The sequence below is a fragment of the Acinetobacter sp. Tol 5 genome, assembly GCF_019702905.1.
In the GTDB taxonomy this organism is placed as follows: domain Bacteria; phylum Pseudomonadota; class Gammaproteobacteria; order Pseudomonadales; family Moraxellaceae; genus Acinetobacter; species Acinetobacter bereziniae.
In genome coordinates this window covers 514472-534768 of sequence record NZ_AP024708.1, presented here as the reverse complement: position 1 = coordinate 534768, position 20297 = coordinate 514472, and the positions used below count along the sequence as shown (strand labels likewise).

The 20297-nt window shown below is 38.8% G+C and carries 19 protein-coding genes and 1 pseudogene; 8 read left to right on the top strand and 12 right to left on the bottom strand.

Annotated elements, in window-relative coordinates; genetic code table 11:
* Positions 1-14: 14 nt before the first annotated feature.
* From TOL5_RS02525 to TOL5_RS02505, 5 genes and pseudogenes are all read right to left on the bottom strand, one after another.
* The gene (locus TOL5_RS02525) at positions 15-821 is read right to left on the bottom strand and encodes a putative hydro-lyase (protein WP_009586102.1); all 807 of its coding nucleotides are present in this window, start codon (positions 819-821) and stop codon (positions 15-17) included.
* A gap of 12 nt (positions 822-833) precedes the next feature.
* On the bottom strand, positions 834-1592 hold the full coding sequence (locus TOL5_RS02520; protein WP_121775428.1) for a LamB/YcsF family protein: 759 nt from the start codon (positions 1590-1592) through the stop codon (positions 834-836).
* A gap of 34 nt (positions 1593-1626) precedes the next feature.
* A pseudogene (locus TOL5_RS02515) lies at positions 1627-2878 on the bottom strand (NRAMP family divalent metal transporter).
* A 339-nt stretch (positions 2879-3217) separates the two neighbouring features.
* Positions 3218-4129: a LysR family transcriptional regulator MumR gene (gene mumR / locus TOL5_RS02510; protein ID WP_004826621.1), complete on the bottom strand. Its 912-nt coding sequence runs from the start codon at positions 4127-4129 to the stop codon at positions 3218-3220.
* 126 nt (positions 4130-4255) lie between these two features.
* The gene (locus TOL5_RS02505) at positions 4256-4501 is read right to left on the bottom strand and encodes a SlyX family protein (RefSeq protein ID WP_004826619.1); all 246 of its coding nucleotides are present in this window, start codon (positions 4499-4501) and stop codon (positions 4256-4258) included.
* 35 nt (positions 4502-4536) lie between these two features.
* Here TOL5_RS02505 and TOL5_RS02500 point away from each other — a divergent pair, with 35 nt between their 5' ends.
* Positions 4537-6444 carry an ATP-binding cassette domain-containing protein gene (locus tag TOL5_RS02500; protein ID WP_121775427.1) on the top strand — a complete coding sequence of 636 codons (1908 nt, stop codon included), beginning with the start codon at positions 4537-4539 and terminating at the stop codon, positions 6442-6444.
* 181 nt (positions 6445-6625) lie between these two features.
* Here TOL5_RS02500 and TOL5_RS02495 read toward each other — a convergent pair whose 3' ends face one another.
* Positions 6626-7078 carry a GNAT family N-acetyltransferase gene (locus TOL5_RS02495; RefSeq protein ID WP_121775426.1) on the bottom strand — a complete coding sequence of 151 codons (453 nt, stop codon included), beginning with the start codon at positions 7076-7078 and terminating at the stop codon, positions 6626-6628.
* 390 nt (positions 7079-7468) lie between these two features.
* Here TOL5_RS02495 and TOL5_RS02490 point away from each other — a divergent pair, with 390 nt between their 5' ends.
* Positions 7469-7684, top strand: coding sequence for a hypothetical protein (locus TOL5_RS02490; RefSeq protein ID WP_010590781.1), 216 nt, complete (start codon positions 7469-7471; stop codon positions 7682-7684).
* A gap of 124 nt (positions 7685-7808) precedes the next feature.
* On the opposite strand, the gene TOL5_RS02485 is transcribed toward TOL5_RS02490, so the two are convergent.
* Positions 7809-8786 (bottom strand): acyltransferase family protein, encoded by a 978-nt coding sequence (locus tag TOL5_RS02485; protein ID WP_121774953.1) that lies wholly within the window; start codon positions 8784-8786, stop codon positions 7809-7811.
* A 33-nt stretch (positions 8787-8819) separates the two neighbouring features.
* Positions 8820-9371, bottom strand: a complete 552-nt coding sequence (locus TOL5_RS02480) for an O-acetyl-ADP-ribose deacetylase (protein ID WP_042085077.1) — start codon at positions 9369-9371, stop codon at positions 8820-8822.
* Between the two features lie 115 nt (positions 9372-9486).
* Between TOL5_RS02480 and TOL5_RS02475 the strand changes: the two genes are divergently transcribed.
* Positions 9487-10422 carry a lauroyl acyltransferase gene (locus TOL5_RS02475; protein ID WP_121774954.1) on the top strand — a complete coding sequence of 312 codons (936 nt, stop codon included), beginning with the start codon at positions 9487-9489 and terminating at the stop codon, positions 10420-10422.
* 97 nt (positions 10423-10519) lie between these two features.
* On the opposite strand, the gene TOL5_RS02470 is transcribed toward TOL5_RS02475, so the two are convergent.
* From TOL5_RS02470 to TOL5_RS02460, 3 genes are all read right to left on the bottom strand, one after another.
* Positions 10520-10969 (bottom strand): membrane lipoprotein lipid attachment site-containing protein, encoded by a 450-nt coding sequence (locus TOL5_RS02470; RefSeq protein ID WP_227544025.1) that lies wholly within the window; start codon positions 10967-10969, stop codon positions 10520-10522.
* Between the two features lie 77 nt (positions 10970-11046).
* Complete coding sequence (locus TOL5_RS02465; RefSeq protein WP_121774955.1) at positions 11047-11364, bottom strand: hypothetical protein; 318 nt, start codon at positions 11362-11364, stop codon at positions 11047-11049.
* Positions 11365-11677: 313 nt separating this feature from the next.
* Positions 11678-12817, bottom strand: coding sequence for an endonuclease/exonuclease/phosphatase family protein (locus tag TOL5_RS02460; RefSeq protein ID WP_121774956.1), 1140 nt, complete (start codon positions 12815-12817; stop codon positions 11678-11680).
* Between the two features lie 185 nt (positions 12818-13002).
* Here TOL5_RS02460 and asd point away from each other — a divergent pair, with 185 nt between their 5' ends.
* From asd to truA, 5 genes are all read left to right on the top strand, one after another.
* The gene (gene asd, locus TOL5_RS02455; protein WP_005035594.1) at positions 13003-14121 is read left to right on the top strand and encodes an aspartate-semialdehyde dehydrogenase; all 1119 of its coding nucleotides are present in this window, start codon (positions 13003-13005) and stop codon (positions 14119-14121) included.
* A gap of 162 nt (positions 14122-14283) precedes the next feature.
* Positions 14284-15753 carry a FimV family protein gene (locus TOL5_RS02450; protein WP_121774957.1) on the top strand — a complete coding sequence of 490 codons (1470 nt, stop codon included), beginning with the start codon at positions 14284-14286 and terminating at the stop codon, positions 15751-15753.
* 48 nt (positions 15754-15801) lie between these two features.
* Positions 15802-17136 carry a hypothetical protein gene (locus TOL5_RS02445; protein WP_221260654.1) on the top strand — a complete coding sequence of 445 codons (1335 nt, stop codon included), beginning with the start codon at positions 15802-15804 and terminating at the stop codon, positions 17134-17136.
* A gap of 93 nt (positions 17137-17229) precedes the next feature.
* A complete protein-coding gene (locus TOL5_RS02440; RefSeq protein WP_121774959.1) occupies positions 17230-18204 on the top strand; it encodes an asparaginase domain-containing protein in 975 nt (324 codons plus the stop codon).
* Between the two features lie 8 nt (positions 18205-18212).
* The gene (gene truA, locus TOL5_RS02435; protein WP_004826595.1) at positions 18213-19010 is read left to right on the top strand and encodes a tRNA pseudouridine(38-40) synthase TruA; all 798 of its coding nucleotides are present in this window, start codon (positions 18213-18215) and stop codon (positions 19008-19010) included.
* Positions 19011-19102: 92 nt separating this feature from the next.
* Here the strand turns inward: truA and TOL5_RS02430 are convergent, their stop codons facing one another.
* Positions 19103-20113 (bottom strand): AraC family transcriptional regulator, encoded by a 1011-nt coding sequence (locus tag TOL5_RS02430; protein WP_004826594.1) that lies wholly within the window; start codon positions 20111-20113, stop codon positions 19103-19105.
* Between the last annotated feature and the right edge of the window lie 184 nt (positions 20114-20297).

Sequence of the window (20297 nt, the reverse complement as noted above, 5' to 3'; positions counted from 1 at the left end):
GATCCTTTCTTTTTTTAACCCATCCAGACACGATCTGGAATGTCGGTAATCAACATGTGTCCCGGTGCATGACTAATTGCAAATGGAATTTTTGAGTTCATTACAGCTGCTTGAGGTGTTACACCACACGCCCAAAACACAGCAATCTCGCCCTGTTCAATACGAGATGCTTCACCAAAATCAGGTTGATTAATATCTTGAATACCTAAACTTTCAGGATGTCCAATATGCACAGGTGCACCATGCACACTTGGCATACGTGCGGTAATTTTCACAGCTTCTGAAACTTGATCAGCAGGAATTGGTCGCATGGAAACCACCATATTTCCTGAAATGCGCCCTGCTGGTTCGCAACTAATGTTGCTCAAATACATGGGTACATTGGTTTTATCATGAATATGACGGACTTCTATACCAGCATCTTGCAATGCCGTTTCAAAAGAAAAGCTACAACCAATTAAAAATGTCACCAAATCTGGATGATCATTGTAAATCTCAGTTGCATCGGTCACTTCATCGACCATTTCACCATCTTTCCAAATTCGATAGCGTGGAAAATCGGTTCGAATATCTGCATCCAATGCCAATTTTGTGGCATAAACACCTTCTTCTAGAACATCGAGAACAGGACAACTTTGAGGATTACGGTGCGCATATAATAAGAAATCATAAGCCCAATCTTTGGGTACAGAAATCATATTCACTTGGGTCATACCCGGTGCCATACCAGCCGTAGGTCGATCAAAACCTGCACGAATTTGCTGTCTTGCTTGTTGGGTCACTTTTAACTGTGCTGGGTCAACTTTGATATTTTTCAACATGTGTATCTTCCTTTATCCACAAAATGAACGAACCTGAATATCATTTTTTAACAGTTCAGCTTTAATCGCAGCAGACATTTCTAAAGCACCAGCCGTATCACCATGCAAACAAATCGTATCGGCTTGGATCGGGGTAAATACCCCATCAATGGATTCAACTCCACCGTTTTTCAGCATAGACACCACGCGTTGAGCGACAAAATCAGCATCATGCAGCACTGCACCTTGCAAACGGCGTGAAACCAATGAACCATCTCGGTTATAAGCACGATCTGCAAATGCTTCAGAAACCACTGTTAGCCCCGCTTGACGCGCCTGATCGACCAGATTAGCCCCCGCTAAAGCGACCAATACCAACTTGGGGTTATACATTTTTATCGCTGCAATGACGGCTTCAGCCTGAACTGCATCTTTGGCAATCGTGTTATAAAGTGCACCATGTGGTTTAACATAGCTCACTGCCGAACCAGCCACTTTGGCAAGCCCATCCAATGCAGAAATTTGGTAGAGCACATCAGCAATCAGCTCATCCCGAGACAAATCCATATTGCGACGACCAAACCCAACTAAATCAGGATAAGCAACATGCGCACCGATACACACATTTAATCGCACAGCCTGCTTTAATGTTTGTAATATCCCTAATGGATCACCTGCATGAAAACCGCAAGCAATATTGGCACTACTGACCACAGGCAAAATTTGCTCATCATTGCCCATTTTCCATGAACCGAAACTTTCACCCAAGTCACTATTTAAATCGACAAACATCAGCGTACTTCCTTTTTAATTGAGTGTTAGATTGTTACAGTTTAGTGAGATAATTAAATACTGTTGTGAATGACATATATCCCATCCACCATGTCAGTAAGCAGGTCAGCACACCTAAAATCAATAACCATTTTGGATAGTTATAATTGCCCATGAGGTCTTTACGACATGCAGCGACATAGACAAAAATTGTCAAACCAATCGGTAAAACCAGCCCATTAAAACCACCGACAAAGATCAATAATCCAGCTGGTGTTGCACCTAAAACTACATACAACAGTAATGCCAAAGAAATAAAGCTGATGGTGATATAGTTGGTTTGTTTAGCATTTAGATTCTTTTTAAAAGCTGAAATAAATGAAACTGATGTGTAAGCTGCACCGATGGTACTACTGATCCCTGCTGCCCAAAAAATCAAACCAAACAGTTTAAACCCAAAAGTACCTGCGGCATATTGAAATGCTTGTGCTGCAGGATTGGCATCATGGCTGGCTAGATCAATTGTTGCACCACTGACCACCACACCTAAAAACGCCAAGAACAAAACATAGCGCATGATCCCAACAACCACGATCCCTTTGGTTGCTGCCTTTGCGACTTCATCAATGTTTTCTGGCCCAACAGCACCCTTATCGAGTAAACGGTGTGCACCTGCATAGCAGATATAGCCTCCGACGGTTCCACCGACAATCGTGGTGATAATCGCAAAATCAATTTGGTCAGGCGCGAAAGTTTGTTGAACAGCTTGTCCCACGGGTGGCATGACAATAAAGGCGACAATGACAATTAGAATAATTTTGAGCAAACCCAAAACAATCATACTTTTGTCCATCACCAGTGTGGCTTTTCTGGAAGCAAAAATAAGAATAGCCAATGCACCACTGAGTACACCACCGACTTTGGTGTCTAAACCAAATAAGGCATTTAAGCCAAGCGCTGCACCTGCAATGTTCCCGATACTAAAGAAGAAGCCACCAAGAATGACCAAAAATGCAAGTAAATAACCACTGCCAGGTAAAGCCTTATTGGCAATATCAGAGGCTCGCATCTGAGTTAGGGTCACCACACGCCAAATATTTTGTTGAACCACATAATCAATCAGAATAGAAATCAAGATCGCAAAGCCAAATGCTGCACCTAATTTCACTGTAAATACAGCAGTTTGTGTAAGGAACCCCGGACCCATTGCAGAAGTTGCCATCATAAATATCGATGCAACAATTGCCCATTGACGGTCAGATAATATAGAAGATTTCAATAAAGACATGTATGCGTTCCTCATCCATTTGAGCTTAATCAACGCTATTTCAAGTTAAACAAAGAACATCAATTTTTCTGAAAATATGAAATTCTTTTATCCTTTAAATCTTGAAGATTTTTTTGGTAGTGCCCTACCAAATCTATATTTGAAATAAAAGCATAGGAAATGAGCCAGAACAATCAGCCAAAAAGATTAGCAATAAAATTTTAAAATATTGAATTTAATATGTTTTATTTTAATAATATCATTTTAATAATGATTCATTATAGATACCGATAAGTTCTAATTATCAATAATGTGACAATTTTGGAACTTTAAAAGATCAAATTATGAATCAAAAATAAAGTACAACAGTAATAATTACTTAATTTTTAATTTTATCATTCAACTTTTTCATTGCTTTATCGGAGATCAACACCGCCAAATCCGTTAGTTTTTCCTTTAGAGCAGTATTATTTCCCTGAGTATAAATTGCAGTGAAATGAAAAGTCTTGAGCTGAATCGGGGTATCCAATATCTCCAAGCGACCATCTAAAATTTCCTTGAGTGCAGTCAATTTAGGGACAACAGCTATTCCTAAACCTTGTTCAGCTAAACGTAATAAGGTTGCCAATGAATAACTGGTAATTGAAAGTGGCTCATCTATTGCCTGTTCTTTCATTCGAGCTTTGAGTTCTTTATAAGGATAAGTAATTCTTGGATAAGTCAAAATAGTATGCGACATCAATGTACGGAATGACATTTGTCCGATGCCTCCTTTAAAGGAAGGGGATGCTAAAAAACTTAATTCAAAATCACACAGTGAACGTTCAATACATTCAAAGGGTAAAGTCGGTCCAAGCAAAAAAGCCATATCCAAATCCCCTACGCGTACACCTTCTTGCAGATCAGGAGTCAAACTCACCACGATTTCGATAGAAACTTTAGGAAACTCTTTTTGGACTTGCTCCATATATTCCACTAACCATGTGTGTACGATGGTTTCAGAGACACCTAAACGAATTGTACCTGTTAAATATTGGCTTTCAGTAAGCTCGGCAACCAGATCTGTTTCAAGCCGCATAAATTTTTCAGCATACTTGAATAATGTGGTTCCCTTATGGGTGGCTTTGATTTGACGAGAACTACGATCTAGTACTTTAAAGCCAAGATCATTTTCAATCGCAGTAATTTTTTGTGAAATTGCGGGTTGTGTAGTTTGAAGTTTGGTCGCTGCTTTATTAAAACTTTTTAAAGTCACCACCCAATAAAATGCTTCAAGGTTTTTTAAGTTCATGATCCATCTTGACCTTATGTATGAATGATGACGGTATGCAAATCCTTTGCCAGCGTAACGGATAATTGTGTAAATGCATAAGCAGTTTAAATCATGCCAGCAACATTCAAATTACATTTTATCTCCTCAGTAATGCGGTGGACGATTGGTCATTGGATCAAAAGCAGCAATACCTTCTGACAAATCAGCGGACTCTACACGTTGATAAAGTAATTGCATTTGTTTTTTTAAATCAGCAATTTCCAAGCTCTGTTGCACAACTTGATCATTTAATTGTTCGACTAAATCATCTAAAAATGCAATTCGGACTTGCAAATCTTCGATAGGTGCGGAAAATGACGCCTGATCATCAAGATTTTTATGTTTAGTCATTTTTAGTCCTCACTGTGGGATGTTTAGGAAACCGTATGGCCTATATTACTATAAGGGATGTCCAACTTGCGTTTGGTGGACCTGCCCTGCTCGATGGCGCAAACTTCAATTTAGAACGTGGCGAACGAGTCTGTTTGATTGGCCGTAACGGTGAAGGTAAGTCTACTTTACTCAAACTGATTGAGGGAAGTTTATTACCCGATCAAGGTGAAATTGCCTTACAAAACGGAATCACCATTTCTATGCTTGCTCAGGATGTCCCTATGGACTCTGGCAAGGTTGCGGATATTGTCGCTGAGGGTGCAGGTGAAGCTGCTCAAGTCCTCAAAGAATACCATGAAGCGAGTGATGCTTGTGTATTAGGTGATATGGATGCTTGTGACCGCATGGGCAACTTGCAACATAAGCTTGACCTACTTGATGGTTGGGCTTTAGAAACCAAAGTTAATGCTATTCTCAGTAAAATGGGCTTAGATCCAGAAGCTGATTTGGCAGATTTATCTGGTGGTCGTAAACGCCGTGTTTTGTTGGCACGTGCTTTACTTACCCAACCTGATGTTTTATTACTTGATGAGCCGACTAACCATTTAGACGTTGAAAGTATCGAATGGTTAGAAAAATTCTTACTCGACCAAAATAATCTCACGCTGTTATTTATTTCACATGACCGAGCTTTTGTAGACAGTATTGCGACTCGTATCGTTGAATTAGATCGTGGTATTTTACGTAGTTATGAAGGCAACTACTCAAGATATCTAGACTTAAAAGCCCAACAAATGGAAGCAGAAGAAAAACAAAATGCTTTATTTGATAAAAAACTGGCTGAGGAAGAAGCTTGGATTCGTCAAGGTATTAAAGCACGACGTACCCGTAATGAAGGTCGTGTTCGTGCATTAAAAGATTTACGTGAACAGTTTAAAGCTCGTCGTTCGCAGCAAGGCAAAGTCAGTATGGCAACGCAAGAAGCCAATCGTTCAGGTAAGTTAGTCTTCGATATTGAACATTTACGTGTTGAATATGATGGCTACCCAATCATCAAAGATTTTTCTGCATTGGTTCTGCGTGGTGATCGAATCGGTTTGGTGGGTGATAACGGTGTCGGTAAAACAACATTGGTAAAAGCCATACTGGGTGAACTTGAACATGGGGGTTCGGTTAAAACAGGTACACAACTTGAAGTGGCTTATTTTGATCAACTGCGTAATGCGCTAGACCTTGAAAAATCAGTCATGGCAAATGTGTCGGAAGGCTCAGACTTTGTGGATGTTAACGGTGGTCGCCGTCATATCTACAGCTATTTACAAGATTTCTTATTCTCTCCTGAGCGTGCACGCACACCCGTTAAAGCCCTTTCGGGTGGCGAACGAAATCGTATTCTTCTGGCAAAACTATTGCTTAAACCATCCAATCTGATTGTCATGGATGAACCCACCAATGACTTGGATATGGTGACTTTAGAGCTTCTTGAAGAAATGCTCAGTGAATATAAAGGGACCTTGTTGTTGATCTCGCATGACCGTGCCTTTATGGACAATGTGGTGACATCGACTTGGGTATTTGATGGTAAAGGCAATATTGATGAATATATTGGTGGTTATCAAGATTACCTTGAGCAACGTCCTGATCAAAAAGTTGTAGACCAAAAGAGTGATGTAAAAAAAGCCATCGCCAAAGCTGAAGCAGCCTCAGTAGCCGTTGAAGCACCAGTCAAGAAAGTAAAGCTGAGTTATAAAGACCAACGTGCTTTAGAACAATTGCCTGCCGAAATTGAGGCATTGGAAAAAGAACAGTCTGAACTCTCAGAAAAACTCGCAGACGGTTCATGGTTTGTCACAGATGCCGATGCAGCAACACAAGCTTCTCAACGCTTGGCTGAAATCGATGATCTTCTGTTGGAAAAAATGGAGCGTTGGGATCAATTAGAAGAGATGACCAAAGGTTAATTTTTTATTGTTTCTTCCAAAAAACTCCGTAAATCTGCGGAGTTTTTTATTGTAGCAATGCTCTAAAAAATCAGCACAATTGATTCAGTCATCACATCATCAACTCTTTCAATCTCAGACTATTGAACATCTCAGACTATTGAACAATGCAGATTTAATCTTCACCATAAAATGACTTTGATTATGTTGTTCTAGCAATATTTAAAGACATCGGTACATAGCGTAATCCATGGTTTTCAATCACATCAGCACTCTTGCTAAAACCAAATTTTTCATACACCCCTTGTGCCTGACAACTTGAATTCACAGTAAATGTGAATATATTCTCCGATTGTACTTGCTTCAAAACAAAGTCCCACAGGATTCGACCTATGCCCTGCCCTTGATATAATCTAGAAATAAAAAAATGAACCATATGTGCAGGCTGCTTATAAGCAATTACCCCTACAATCTTCTCTTGATCGATATAAACTAGATAATGAATTTCAGGATTCTCAACCATTTTTTGAATCATCTGCGCTGTAAATAATTGCCGCCCACTCTCATTAATGGCAAACTCATCGACAAAAGGTTCAATCAATTGGCAAATTTCAGCAATATCACTCACTGTTGCAGATCTTATGGTTTTGCTCATGTATAGATCGTTCCTAGTATTTGGGAAATAACTTCAGATAGCTTTATAAAATTTATCTACTGAAAAATACAACATATAAAAAAGTTGGATTTTGCTTAAATTTTATCCTTTCATTTTTTAAATTATCAATAATCAGATCCGAATTCAACAAAATGAATGAAGCAATTTAAAGATTCTATTTAGGCAAAAATGAACGCAATACTTTAAGGATTAAAATTAAATAAATCTTAAAAAATTAAAACACTTACCATTCCACTATCATCTCTCTCCATATCATTGCATTTATACTGATTTTCGCTACAAGCACTTCATGATGTTTCCATATAAATGCCTGAATATACAACTATCGAATCTAATTCAGATCTCGAATTATTTAGTGAGAATATGATCATGAAAAAAGTTACATCATTACTTATTGCAGCATTTACAACAGCAGTTTTTGCAGGTTCTGCAATGGCAGCAACACCAGCACAACATTCATCTCAACCAGTGAAAACACATCAGGTTCAAAAACAGCATAAAGCTGGACATGCCAAAAAACATCATGCAGCTGCTCATAAATCAGCAACAGCAAAAAAAGTAGAGGATAAAGCTGCAACTAAATAATCAAGTGAATTTAAACACTTTATAAATCAATGATCCTCATGCTTAAAAGCTACATCAATGATGTAGCTTTTAAATTTTTATCGCTAGAAATAATATAGATAGAGATCATTTTAAAACTTTTGCTCTACTTAAACCCCAATTTTTCAGCAGGCTTGATCAGCCACAATGATAATTTTCTTAATCCTCTATCAAATATAGACTGTTGTAAAATCCAGCAGGTCAAAACAGATAAAATGATACAAATACTCACTTCAATAAAAAGATTGAAATCCAATTGCCAATAACGTGCAACCAACATCACCACAAATCCATGTAATAGATAAACAGCCAGTGTATTTTGCCCCAAGTGTACAAAGTGCTGATTTAAACTTTTAATCCATACAAAAGTCGCATAAATCCCCAATGATGAAATGAGCAGACATGCTAGTCTCATTCCGATTCCTACAGGTATGCTGACTTTAAGTTGCGAATAACTCAAACTGCCATATAACCAAAATGGATTCAGTTGCGTGAAATAGACCAAAATAGCGATCGTCCCTAAAAGAGATAGGCTCAAAACTTGGCTAAAGTGACTTTGCTGAATTTTGACTAAAATCTCTTTTCCATATAGTGCACCAACAACAAAAAATGGTAAAAAATTAAAAATTCGTCCAATTGAATATTGATAATTGTTCCAAGGGCTTAAACCAATACATAAAGCAAAAATCAATGCAATCAATAGGGGAAATTTTGTTTTTATCAAAAAATGGGTAATCATTGTCCATGCAATCATGCCCAACAGATACCATAGAATCCAGTAAGGTCGTTCAAATAAATTCCAATTGATTTGGAACTGCCCAGACCAGATGGCATCAAAGGCAGGAAATAAAATTTGAAAAGGTAGATACAGCGAAATAAAAAATAAAATATTCTTCCGCCATTTTTTTTCGTTAAATAACATGCCTGAAATAAAAATAAATGCAGGCATGTGTATAAAATAAATAGTCCCCAATAAGGCATGGTTAAATGAGTCATCCCATCCAATCATTCGTTCGAGGAAGTGTCCGAGAACCACAAGAAATATAAGGGTTGCCTTACAACTGTCTAAGTAAGTATCTCTCATGATCAAATGGTCGAGAATAATGATTGATCATCATTATATACCTAAAATCTGTAATTGATTTTGCTCAATCTCAGCAAGAAGCTGTCGATAAATTTTAAAATTTTCTAAATCAAAACAGACAAAATTGACTTCTTGTAAATGTGCTGTTTGCTCCAAAAAATCTGTCGTGGCTTTGATCGCAATCGATGCTGCATCATTTTTTGGAAAACGATAGATTCCTGTAGAAATATTGGGAAATGCCAGTGTATTCAATTGCTGTTGTTCCGCTAGCTTCAGACTATTGGTATAAGCGGATTCAAGCAGTAGAGCTTCTCCTTGTTGCCCATCTTGCCAAGTCGGTCCTACAGTATGAATAACAAAGCGACTGGGTAATTGTCCAGCTGTTGTGATTACGGCTTCACCTACTGCACATCCCCCTTGTTTGGCACGGATTTTTTGACAATCAGTTAATATTGCTTCCCCACCTTTCCGATGAATTGCTCCATCTACACCACCACCGCCAAGTAAAGAGGTATTTGCAGCATTTACAATCGCATCAACCTTTTGCAGTGTAATATCACCTTGAACTAATCGAATAATTTTCATTTTACTTCCTTGCTCATCATTGTTGATGATGATTCACATCTCGAGTTTTCTTCTTTAAACGGCTTCATGCTACACTTCTTTCAGTTTTAACCACCCCCAAATTTACAAAATTGCTATGAGTAAAAAGCTTCAATACGAACCTGGAAAATTTTATTGGGCGTTTTTACATCCAAAATATTGGGGAATATGGATTGCAATTGTGTTCTTGATGTTACTGGCGATTTTGCCTTGGGCAATTCAATACCGACTCGCGACGGTATTAGGAAATATTGCCTTTGATCGACTTAAATCACGCCGTGAAACAACTGTGCGCAATTTGGAAGTCTGCTTTCCAGAATGGTCATCGGAACAAGTACTTGAAAACTCAAGGCAAGTCTTTGTTGACCAAATGATTGGTGTTTTTGAAACTCTGAATGCATGGTATTCCCCGCAGTGGTTTAAAAATCGTGTCAGTATTGAAGGCTTAGAACATATTACAACTGCAAAACAACAAGGTCAGGGCATATTACTTTTAGGTACACACAGTACGATGCTCGATGCAGGTGGTTATTTATGTGCCCAATTCTTTGAACCCGATGTGGTGTATCGTCCGCAAAATAATCCTTTGTTAGACATGCTGATTTATCGTTGCCGTGCAACCATTTATAAGGCACAGATTGATCATGACGATATGCGGGGATTGATTCGCCACCTCAAGGAAGGCGATGCGATTTGGTACAGCCCTGATCAAGATTTTGGACTGAAACAAGGCGTGATGGCGCCATTTTTTGGTACACCTGCGGCAACAGTAACCGCACATCGACGCTTATTAAAAATATCAAAAGCTGTGGCGATTCCTTTGTATTTTTATCGTCATGGAGATATTAAAAATCCAAAATATCATGTCTTGATTGAACCTGCTGTCGAGCCCTTACCGAGTGAAGATGAATTAGATGATGCAATTCGTGTCAATAAAATCATCGAGAATCAGCTTCGGATCGCACCGACACAATATATGTGGTTCCATCGTCGTTTTAAAACCCGTCCAGAAGGTTATGAAAAAATTTATTAAGTTCTTACTTTTATTTGGCTCAAATTTTAAAATCAAAAAAGCAAAGTTAAATATCCTGTAATATCGTTTCAAACATGGGCTAACAAATATAGCCGATTCAATCATCATCAAATTTCACAAATTGATATGTATTGATATGGCTATATTGGTCTCTCATTTTGAGCTGTTGCTTATCCAGTGAAATGATTTCTAAATCTTCATTTTTTGACTTGCCTGAACCATCATCCCATAGAATGCTCATTTGTATGCCATCTTGAGTTGAGTTCAAAGCTTCGATAAATCCTGTTTGATCTTGAGTGATGAGCAAATAATAAGAAGAAGCTTGAGAAAAACTGATTTCGGTTAAATCTTTGCGTGAACAAGGTTGCTGGCAATGATAAATACGGCGATTGAGACGTTCCCAAATCTCGCTGGATTGTAAATCATTTAAATTCTGTTTGTTCTGTTGCCGTTGTTCAACCTCTTGAGACTTTTGAATCTCAACACTCGACTTTTCACAGCCTGTTAAAATTAAATTTAAGCAAAATAGTAGAATTATTTTTTTCATTTGATTGTGGATCATCATTCAAGTCAGCGTATTTAAAAAATTGAAAATCAATACATATAATTTTTAGGTTGAAGTCATCAACCTTTCCATATTCTAAAGCGAGCCATTGCCCAAATCACATAAGGCCAAAAAATCATATTAACGATGCTATGAATACTGCTCCAAATTCGCCAATACCCCTTACCAAAAATATCTGCTCGCACATTAAAAATCTCAATACTAAAAGCCAAGACAACCGTGAGAATCATAGCAATATTGGATTTCAATTGGCGTTTATGAATTGCAGCGACAATAAAGTAGAAGATTAAACCTACATAGACAAACAAAGCATCACTACTTAAACCTGTAAAATGTTTAAGGCTCAGTGCAAATTCTTGGATTTTTGATAGCAACATAAGGACTCAATTTTTATTTTCGATCTTGTCTATCACAAATTATATACTATAAATAAAGCATAACCCGAGTTCTGCGTCCTGCAAAACTCGGGTTTATGAGGTTGTGCTTTCAAATCTTATTGTTATTTTACTGTGGTTATCCATTCCAACATCAAATCCTTGATGATTGCTCCATCGACTTCGTCTTCCTTAGTGAGATTTTCCGTTCTCGTTCCATGTGTCGATGAGTAAAGATTAAAACGAATCGTGTTCAGATACTACCCGCTTAGAGACTAAATCAACGTAAGAAATTGCTTACAAAAAATCGCCTTTTTCAAGATTTCTTGTTAGACAATGGCATGTCCATTTTATAGTCTTGAGCCAATTCATCGGTCACGATCTTCTCTTCTTTTTCTGCTTTTTCAATACCTTCCTGAATAGCTTCTTGAGCTTCTTGCTCATCAGAGTCAGTTTGTTCCAACTCCTCTTGACTTTGTTCAAAAATACGACTTGATTGTAACACCACATAGATTGGGAAATGATCTGAACCAATATGAGGCAACCGCTCCATATGAACTAAAGCAAAATCTGTACTGTGAAATAAGTGATCCAATGACCACCTTAAAAACTTATAGTCGGCATGAAAAGTGTTGATATATCTACGCCCCACACGAGGATCAAGCAACCCACTGATACGTTGAAACAATCGTGTTGTTCGAGACCAAGCCACATCATTTAAATCTCCCATCACGATACAGCTTTCATCTAAATCCTTGATTTGATCACCCACAATCAATAATTCAGCATCACGTAAAGTTGAATCTTTGGCTTCTGTCGGGCTGGGTGGTTTTGGATGCAGGCAATACAATTGTACAGTTTGTCCAGAAGGCAAAATCACTGTGGTATGGATTGAAGGAATTTCATTGCTGAGAATAAATTTAACCTCGCTGTCGACCAGCTTTAACTTGCTATAGAGATGCATGCCATACAAATTATCTAAAGGAACAGGCACACGATAAGGATAGTCTTTTTCGATCTTCGCCAACTCATTTTGCCATGTTTGATCCGTCTCAAGTGTAAGCACGAGATCAGGCTGATGTTTTTCGATTTGCTCAATCAGTAAATCATATTGCTGATTTGGCGTTAGTACGTTCGATACAATGACTGAAATCTGTTGATCTGGATTCAATTGATCTTGTTGCACATGTTGAACTTGCTTTTTCCAGATAAAGGTATAGGGCAAAACCATTTTTAACTGAAAAGCCAAAGCAGCAATCAATAAAAATAAAGTAATCTCACGCGCCAAGTCCCAAGGTGCATCCCAAAATAGCAATAACACCAAAGCAGTCAAACCCACACATAAAATCTGTAGTCGTGGAAAATCTGCCCCCCTAAACCACCATTCATCTCGTGGAATCAGTGACCAGAAGCTGAGCCAAATCACGATCACAGCAAGGATTTCTATCCAAATCATATTTTGTCACTCTTATATTCTTAATTTTTGAATGATTCATAAATTAATATCAATTTTGCATGTATCATAAACAAGATATATTGCACAATATAGTTGTGTTTTCATTGTGTACGCTATTGCAGTTACACGTCCTTTTGATACACTCAAACCCCTTTTAATTTTTTAACGCACCGAGGCAAAGTGACATGAAAGTAGGTCTGGTCGGTTGGCGCGGGATGGTTGGTTCCGTCCTTATGCAACGTATGGTTGAAGAGAATGATTTTGCTCATTTTGAGCCATTCTATTTCTCTACCAGTAATGCAGGTGGTGAAGCCCCTGCTTTTGGTGGTAAAACTGCTCCAGCACTTATGGAAGCGACGGACATTACCAGTCTGAAGCAAATGGATGTCATTATTACCTGTCAAGGTGGTGATTATACCTCTGAAGTTTTCCCAAAGCTTAAAGCAGAAGGTTGGTCAGGCTACTGGATTGATGCAGCGTCTACTCTACGTATGGATGACGAGGCAATCATTGTTCTTGATCCTGTAAACCTAAATGTCATCAAAGATGGTTTGGTCAATGGGATCAAAACCTTTGTCGGTGGTAACTGTACGGTTTCATTGATGTTAATGGGTATGGGTTCATTGTTCCAACACAACTTGGTGGAATGGATGACTGCGATGACCTATCAAGCAGCTTCTGGAGCTGGCGCACAAAACATGCGTGAATTGATTACAGGCATGGGCTATTTATATAACAATACTCAAGACTTGTTAGATGATCCTCGCTCTGCGATTTTAGATATTGATAGTAAGATTGCCGAATTACAACGTGGTGAAGGTTTCCCGAAAGCAAACTTTGGCGTACCTTTAGCTGGCTCTTTAATTCCTTATATTGACAAGCAACTTGAAAGTGGTCAGTCAAAAGAAGAATGGAAAGGTCAAGTTGAAACCAACAAAATCTTAGGCAATGCTCAAATTGTTCCGATTGATGGTCACTGCGTACGTATTGGTGCAATGCGTTGCCACTCTCAAGCATTGACTTTGAAATTGAAGAAAGATGTGCCGCTTGATGAAATCGAAGATATGATTCGTCAGTCTAACCAATGGGCAAAAGTTGTACCCAATACACGTGAAGCATCAATGAATGATCTTACTCCTGTAGCGGTTACAGGAACGCTCTCTGTGCCTGTAGGTCGTCTGCGCAAATTAAATATGGGGAAAGAATATTTAGGCGCATTTACTGTGGGTGACCAATTACTTTGGGGTGCTGCTGAACCTTTACGTCGGATGTTACGTATCTTAATTGACTATAAAAATGCTTAAAGTCACAAAAAAGCCTTAAACATTGAAAAAGCCGATCTATCTTGATCGGCTTTTTTATGTAACTATATTTGTGTAACTCTAATGTTAATAATTTACATATAGACTACAGCGAAATATTGTATCATTGGGATGCCTTGAAATTTGTCAGAGCAATGGATAGAGATGACTGTATATAACAAATTAAAAATTGCCATTTTAGCCATCATGACGTCGCAAACAATCAGTGCGATTACGATAGATCCGATTCAAGTTCAATCAGGGTCTGGGGATCTTCTGTACGCAGAAATGAAATTTAGCAATGCCAATCCAAATGAAAAAATAGAAGTGGGTTTGGCAGATGCTGACGATATACAACATATTGGAATTACCGCGCAGGCACCTGGGCATTTAAATTTTTATACGCGTCGTTCTGGCGATGGGACTGGGGTTATCGTCATTACTTCTTCTCGCCCCATTGTTGAGTCTGAACTCAATATCTTACTCAAGGTTAAAGAAGGCAGTGCTACACATATTCAACAAGTAAGAACACCTTTAACACGTGGACGCAATAACATTCCTGCACCTATGGTAAATGCCAATGCTAAAGAACAGCCACTTAAACCTCAAATTATTGTGAGTGAAAAAGACATTGCATTGAATTTGCCAACCAGCACTCAATACCAAGTTACAACACCACAAACGGTAACATCACCAACAATCAAAAAATCTAATGTAGTGCCGGATACTCAACAATCATTGGCAATCAGTGTTATTGCGCCTCCCCCACTAAAAACTGAGCAAAAAACTGCGGTGACCAATAGCGTAAGTTCGCAAAACACCACCTCTGTAGCGGTCAATAAAGACGACACTCATTCTACTGTTGTTGCAAATCCGCAAGTGGTGATCCAACCCAAACCTATTGCACAACCTGAAAAATCATCCCAACAGACTCAAACAGCACACACCCCAGCACCAAAAACTGAACCACAAAAAATAGAAAAAACTGCTGCTGAACATAAATCTGAAAAAGCCAATACGATCAAGCCTAAAACTGACACTCAAAAAGCGTCCCAACAAAATAAACCAACCGCCAATAATAGTTTAGACAAAGCACCAAGACATGTTGTTCGTGCCAACGAATCACTTTGGAAAATTGCATCTCGTATCGCAGCAGAAACACATCAAAGTGTTCCTGAAGTCATGCGTCAAATCAAAGAGAATAATGCAGATGCCTTTATTCAAGGGGACATCAATCGTATCCGTCGAGGTGTTGCATTAAATTTAGCTGCAAGTTATCAACAAGTTCCACAACCGAAATCTAAAGTTCCACCTAAGGCACCTCAGATTGCCAAAAAGCAATCTGGTTCTGCCAAATACCGTTTAGATCAGGCAGAGATGAGTTTGGTTGCAGATAACGAGCAATCTTCTGCACAAGGTTCTGCAAAACAAAATACACAGGTGAATCAGACAACTGCTGAATTATCTACAAAAGTTATGACATCTCGTGAAAAAACAGTTAAATTACAGAAGAATGTGACCCAACTTGCATCGGCTTTACAAGAAAAGAATCAGCGAATTCAATTATTAAATGCTCGGCTTGCTCAATTGCAACAGCAATTACAACAGCAAAATGTAAAGAAGCCAAATAGTTAGGATATATTAAGGAAATTGATTCATTGTGCTCAATGAAGGGGAAATAAAATGTTGTTGTATGTGATTCCATTTGTTTTACTGTTGGTGGTTGCCATCGTTTTAAAGAAACGTGAAGATGCCAATAAAGAAAATACCAATACGACGAGTAAAAAGACCAACAATAAAAAATCGTCAAAAAAGAATGTAGCACGTACTGCACGTACCTCGCAAAAACAACAACGCACAGCTGTTGTTGAAAACGAAGTGGTGGTGCAACAAGCAACAAAACCATTAAGCCCTGAATTAAAAAGTAGTATCGAAAAACTGATTGCTGCAAAAAACTATTTTTCAGCTGAAGCAAAAATCAATCAAGCACTCAATCAAGATAATGCTCAACATGAGCTCTATCTTTACCTCTTGGATGTGCATTTAGCACAAAAAGATGAATTTGCAGTGAATCAATTGATTAACCATATTCGCTCATTGGGTCTTGATGATATTGTTACTCAGGCTGAAGAAAAGAAAAAAGCTACTCAAACTGAAAGCCCGATTGAGTCGATTGCTTTTGTTCCAACTACACCAGAGCCTGCTGTTCCAGAAGTCAAGAATACTGCTGCATTCGATGCTTTGATTGGCAATATAGAAGCAACCCCAACACCATCTATTGAAACTTTAGAAACACCTACTCGCAATGACGTTGAGACACTTGACTTCACCCCATCAGTTGCTCAAGAAAAATCAGAAGAAAAGCCACAAGCACAACCGCTCGAATTTAATTTAGATTCATCCCCACAGACACAGCCACAGCCACAGCCACAGCCACAGCCACAGCCTACTGTAGAGTTTTCTTTCGAAACAGTTAAACCAACAACTGAGACTGCAAAAGAAACCATAACGCCTTTAGAATTTAGTTTTACACCTAACGAGCCTATCGTTGCGCCGGTTGAAAAGCCTGTCGAAATTGAAATTGCGCCTGAATTTAAACTGGATTTTGCTGAGCCTGTTGCAACTCCAGAAAAAGAACAGACGGCAGCGCCTCAAGCATTCGAATTTAAATTAACACCAACAGAAGCTGAAACACCTGTTGAAACACAGCCTACTTTTGTTTTTGATCAAGAAACAAAATCAGAAAGTGTTGAACCTGAATCGGTAGCTTCTCAGTTGAATTTAGAAGTACCTAGCCAAGTTGAAGCAGTTACGCCTGTTGAAACAACTGATCCATTGCTAACTTCATTTCCTGAGCTTGCTCAAGTCAATGAAATTCAGCTTAATTTAGATCTTGCCCAGCAATATATTCATCTAGGTGCTTATGCTTCAGCACGTGCATTATTGTCACAGGATGAGTCTGTATATACGGCTGAGCAACGCCAACAATCACAAAATTTACTGAACCAAATCGCTTGATGAGGTTATTGTCTGTTGCAATTTGATAATACGAATTGTCAGACATCACTAAGCGATTTAAGATAAAGCAGTCATTCATGGCTGCTTTTTATTATGAACAAAAAAATTGCTTTAATTTACATGGGTGGAACTTTTGGGTGTATTGGTGAGCCTTTAGCTCCCATGCCTGAACATGAATTCATTCCACAGCTCAAACGGATTCTCCCACCTCAACTGAAAATTGAATGCTTTAAAGCGCCCAGTATTAAAGACAGTAGTGCATGTACTGCAATTGATTGGTTAATGCTGATTCAACAAATTCAAAGCTTACAACTACAAAATTTTGAACATTTTGTTGTGATTCATGGGACTGATACCCTCAGCTATGCTGCTGCAACTTTATCTCGTTTCCTCGCTGAATCATGCCATGTCATTCTTACAGGAAGCCAATATCCTTTACTCAATCTTCAAGGCGATGACACACGTGATTTTACTGATGCGATTGATAATTTAAATACAGCACTCGATGCCATCACCAAGTTACCTGTAGGTGTTTATCTCACATTCTTCCATCAAGTGATTCATGCTCGTACTGCGTTAAAAACCCATAGTACTGCTTTGGACGCATTCAGAGGCTTAAAAGCGGAAGAACCTATTGATCATGACTCAACTGTTATTCAAATCCAGCTATCCCATATTGAAAAAGCCAAATCATTAAATATCGTGAATTGGATGATGGTACCCACTGAATTATTACAGTTTGAAAATAATCTCAACAGCCTCATTCAACAGCCTCCAGAATTTTTAGTGATTCAGGCTTATGGTGTTGGAAATTTAGCGGTTAATGAAATGATTATCCAAAGTTTTAAAAACTTACAAGCCAAAGGTTGCCAAATTATTTTATCAACTCAAGTCCCTCTAGGCGGTATGGATCAACGTTATTCGATTAGCCAATGGATTCAGGACTCAAAAATTTTAGTCAGTGATGCACTCAGTCAAGCAGATCTTTATGCCAAAATTCTAAAAATTTATTTACAATACCCAACTTCGCAACAATGGCATGACCATTGGTATGATCATCCTGAATAGAGGTATTTATGCAACGCTTTGCAATTGGTATTGAGTTTTGTGGCATTCGATATAAAGGTTGGCAAACTCAACAGCCTGGCGTACGTAGTATTCAGGAGACAATGGAAAAAGTACTAAGCACCATCGCGGATGAACCCATTATCTTACACGGTGCGGGTCGTACTGATGCAGGTGTCCATGCCACCAATATGGTTGCTCACTTTGATACCAATGCGATTCGTCCCATGCGTGGCTGGTTAATGGGATCTAATAGCCAATTACCCAAAGATATTTCTATCCAGTGGATCAAAGAGATGGATCGTGATTTCCATGCTCGTTTTAAGGCACAAGCACGTCGTTATCGCTATGTTGTCTATCAATCAGCGAATCGCCCTGCTTTATTACACAAGCAAGTTACCCACGCTTATTATCCACTTGATGTCGATAAGATGATTGCAGCCGCGCAAAAATTTGAAGGAACACATAATTTCGAAAGTTTCCGTGCTGCGGCATGTCAATCCAATCAACCTGTACGCCATGTTAAACACTGTCGTTTAATTCGTCATGGCAATTATTTGGTTCTGGATATTCAGGCTGATGGCTTCTTGCATCACATGGTTCGCAACATTATGGGCTGTCTACTTGAAATTGGTCAGGGCTTGTATGAAATTGATCACATTGACGAAATTTTTGCCGCGCAAGACCGTAAAGCCGCTGGGATTACAGCCCCTCCTGACGGTCTATATTTCATTCATGCAGATTATCCAGAACAGTTTGAATTACCGCGACCACCTCTAGGACCGCATTGGCTAAATATGCCCGAATAATTCTTTTTCAAATGAGATAAAAATCCTTCACAATTGAAGGATTTTTTATCTAGAAAGCAGTTTAAAATTTCTCAATAATTAAAACGTTGCACTTAACGCTGTTTACGTTTTCTATATTCAACAGGTGTTTCATTGGTCCAACGTTTAAAGGCACGATAGAACGTACTTGGCTCAGAAAAACCTGTGAGATATACAATACGCTCAACACTTTCATTGGTATTCGCCAATAATTTTTTGGCTAAACGGCAACGGTAATCTGAAAGGATTTGCTGAAAACTGGTATTGGCTTCTGACAATTGGGTGCGTAACCGACGAGGGGTGATGCTCAGTTGAGCCGCCACTGTTTCCAAGGTTGTTTCACCGCTCTCCAAAGTTGAACCAATTGCTCGGCGAACTTCGCCAACCAAATCGTAACGCGCCAATTCTTGAAGTTTTTCAATTGCCAACTGCTCATGTAGCTGTAATAGCTCTGGTTCAGCTTGCCACAATGGATAGTCTAAAATTGAAGGATCAAAATACAACCGTGTTTCTTTTTGCCCCAAACTTACAGGACAGCCATACACACGATAATACTCACCATCTGAAGCACCTTGAGAAAAGTTAAAATCGATGTAGATCGGTTCAAAGCGCCCTTCAGTAATGAATTTAAAGAAGCGTAAAATCCCCGAAATGGCACACTCAGAAAAATGACGATTGACAATATTTTCGCCCCAGGGTTGTTCACCATTGGTTAAATAACAACGTCCATTGTCATCAACCACCAACTTCGCATGGAAAGCGTCACTGATCAGACGTTGATACGCAAGTGCTCGTTTGAGTCCTTCACCAAAGTTTTCACTTGAAATGAATAAATGCTCAATCACCTGCCCACGATAAAGAGGCAAATGCTCGCCAAGGTGTAATCCAATGTCAGGATCATTACTGACTTCCTCGGCAGCCACCCAAAACGCAAATTGTGCATTTAATGGCGTTCGTGCATTTTGATCAACCTGACCCAATGCCACGCCTGCCTTTGATAATATTTCTTCTGTCGGCAATCCTGCACGACGGATCGCTTGATAGCCTAATCGTAAAACAACCGAAGCATCAGTTAGCTGGCTCACGCAGTGCCCTTCCTTGTATGTTATTCATTTATACTTAAAACCTTTGATTTAGATTACCGTCGATTGACCGAACTGACAATATTTATCCGCTTTTTTTTGTAGAAATTGTTTAACAATATGTTCGCCTATTTTCAAGTCATCTGCCACCTTCCCATGCCGAATAATCTTGTTTTTCTATAAAAAA

Excerpts from the sequence above, each read along its gene's own strand:
- mumR (WP_004826621.1), bottom strand. The coding sequence starts at position 4,129 with ATGAACTTAAAAAACCTTGAAGCATTTTATTGGGTGGTGACTTTAAAA.
- TOL5_RS02495 (WP_121775426.1), bottom strand. The coding sequence starts at position 7,078 with ATGAGCAAAACCATAAGATCTGCAACAGTGAGTGATATTGCTGAAATT.
- TOL5_RS02470 (WP_227544025.1), bottom strand. The coding sequence starts at position 10,969 with ATGAAAAAAATAATTCTACTATTTTGCTTAAATTTAATTTTAACAGGC.
- TOL5_RS02480 (WP_042085077.1), bottom strand. The coding sequence starts at position 9,371 with ATGAAAATTATTCGATTAGTTCAAGGTGATATTACACTGCAAAAGGTT.
- TOL5_RS02460 (WP_121774956.1), bottom strand. The coding sequence starts at position 12,817 with ATGATTTGGATAGAAATCCTTGCTGTGATCGTGATTTGGCTCAGCTTC.
- TOL5_RS02500 (WP_121775427.1), top strand. The coding sequence starts at position 4,537 with ATGGCCTATATTACTATAAGGGATGTCCAACTTGCGTTTGGTGGACCT.
- asd (WP_005035594.1), top strand. The coding sequence starts at position 13,003 with ATGAAAGTAGGTCTGGTCGGTTGGCGCGGGATGGTTGGTTCCGTCCTT.
- TOL5_RS02520 (WP_121775428.1), bottom strand. The coding sequence starts at position 1,592 with ATGTTTGTCGATTTAAATAGTGACTTGGGTGAAAGTTTCGGTTCATGG.
- TOL5_RS02475 (WP_121774954.1), top strand. The coding sequence starts at position 9,487 with ATGAGTAAAAAGCTTCAATACGAACCTGGAAAATTTTATTGGGCGTTT.
- TOL5_RS02440 (WP_121774959.1), top strand. The coding sequence starts at position 17,230 with ATGAACAAAAAAATTGCTTTAATTTACATGGGTGGAACTTTTGGGTGT.
- TOL5_RS02450 (WP_121774957.1), top strand. The coding sequence starts at position 14,284 with ATGACTGTATATAACAAATTAAAAATTGCCATTTTAGCCATCATGACG.
- truA (WP_004826595.1), top strand. The coding sequence starts at position 18,213 with ATGCAACGCTTTGCAATTGGTATTGAGTTTTGTGGCATTCGATATAAA.
- TOL5_RS02445 (WP_221260654.1), top strand. The coding sequence starts at position 15,802 with ATGTTGTTGTATGTGATTCCATTTGTTTTACTGTTGGTGGTTGCCATC.
- TOL5_RS02505 (WP_004826619.1), bottom strand. The coding sequence starts at position 4,501 with ATGACTAAACATAAAAATCTTGATGATCAGGCGTCATTTTCCGCACCT.
- TOL5_RS02485 (WP_121774953.1), bottom strand. The coding sequence starts at position 8,786 with ATGAGAGATACTTACTTAGACAGTTGTAAGGCAACCCTTATATTTCTT.
- TOL5_RS02465 (WP_121774955.1), bottom strand. The coding sequence starts at position 11,364 with ATGTTGCTATCAAAAATCCAAGAATTTGCACTGAGCCTTAAACATTTT.
- TOL5_RS02490 (WP_010590781.1), top strand. The coding sequence starts at position 7,469 with ATGAAAAAAGTTACATCATTACTTATTGCAGCATTTACAACAGCAGTT.
- TOL5_RS02525 (WP_009586102.1), bottom strand. The coding sequence starts at position 821 with ATGTTGAAAAATATCAAAGTTGACCCAGCACAGTTAAAAGTGACCCAA.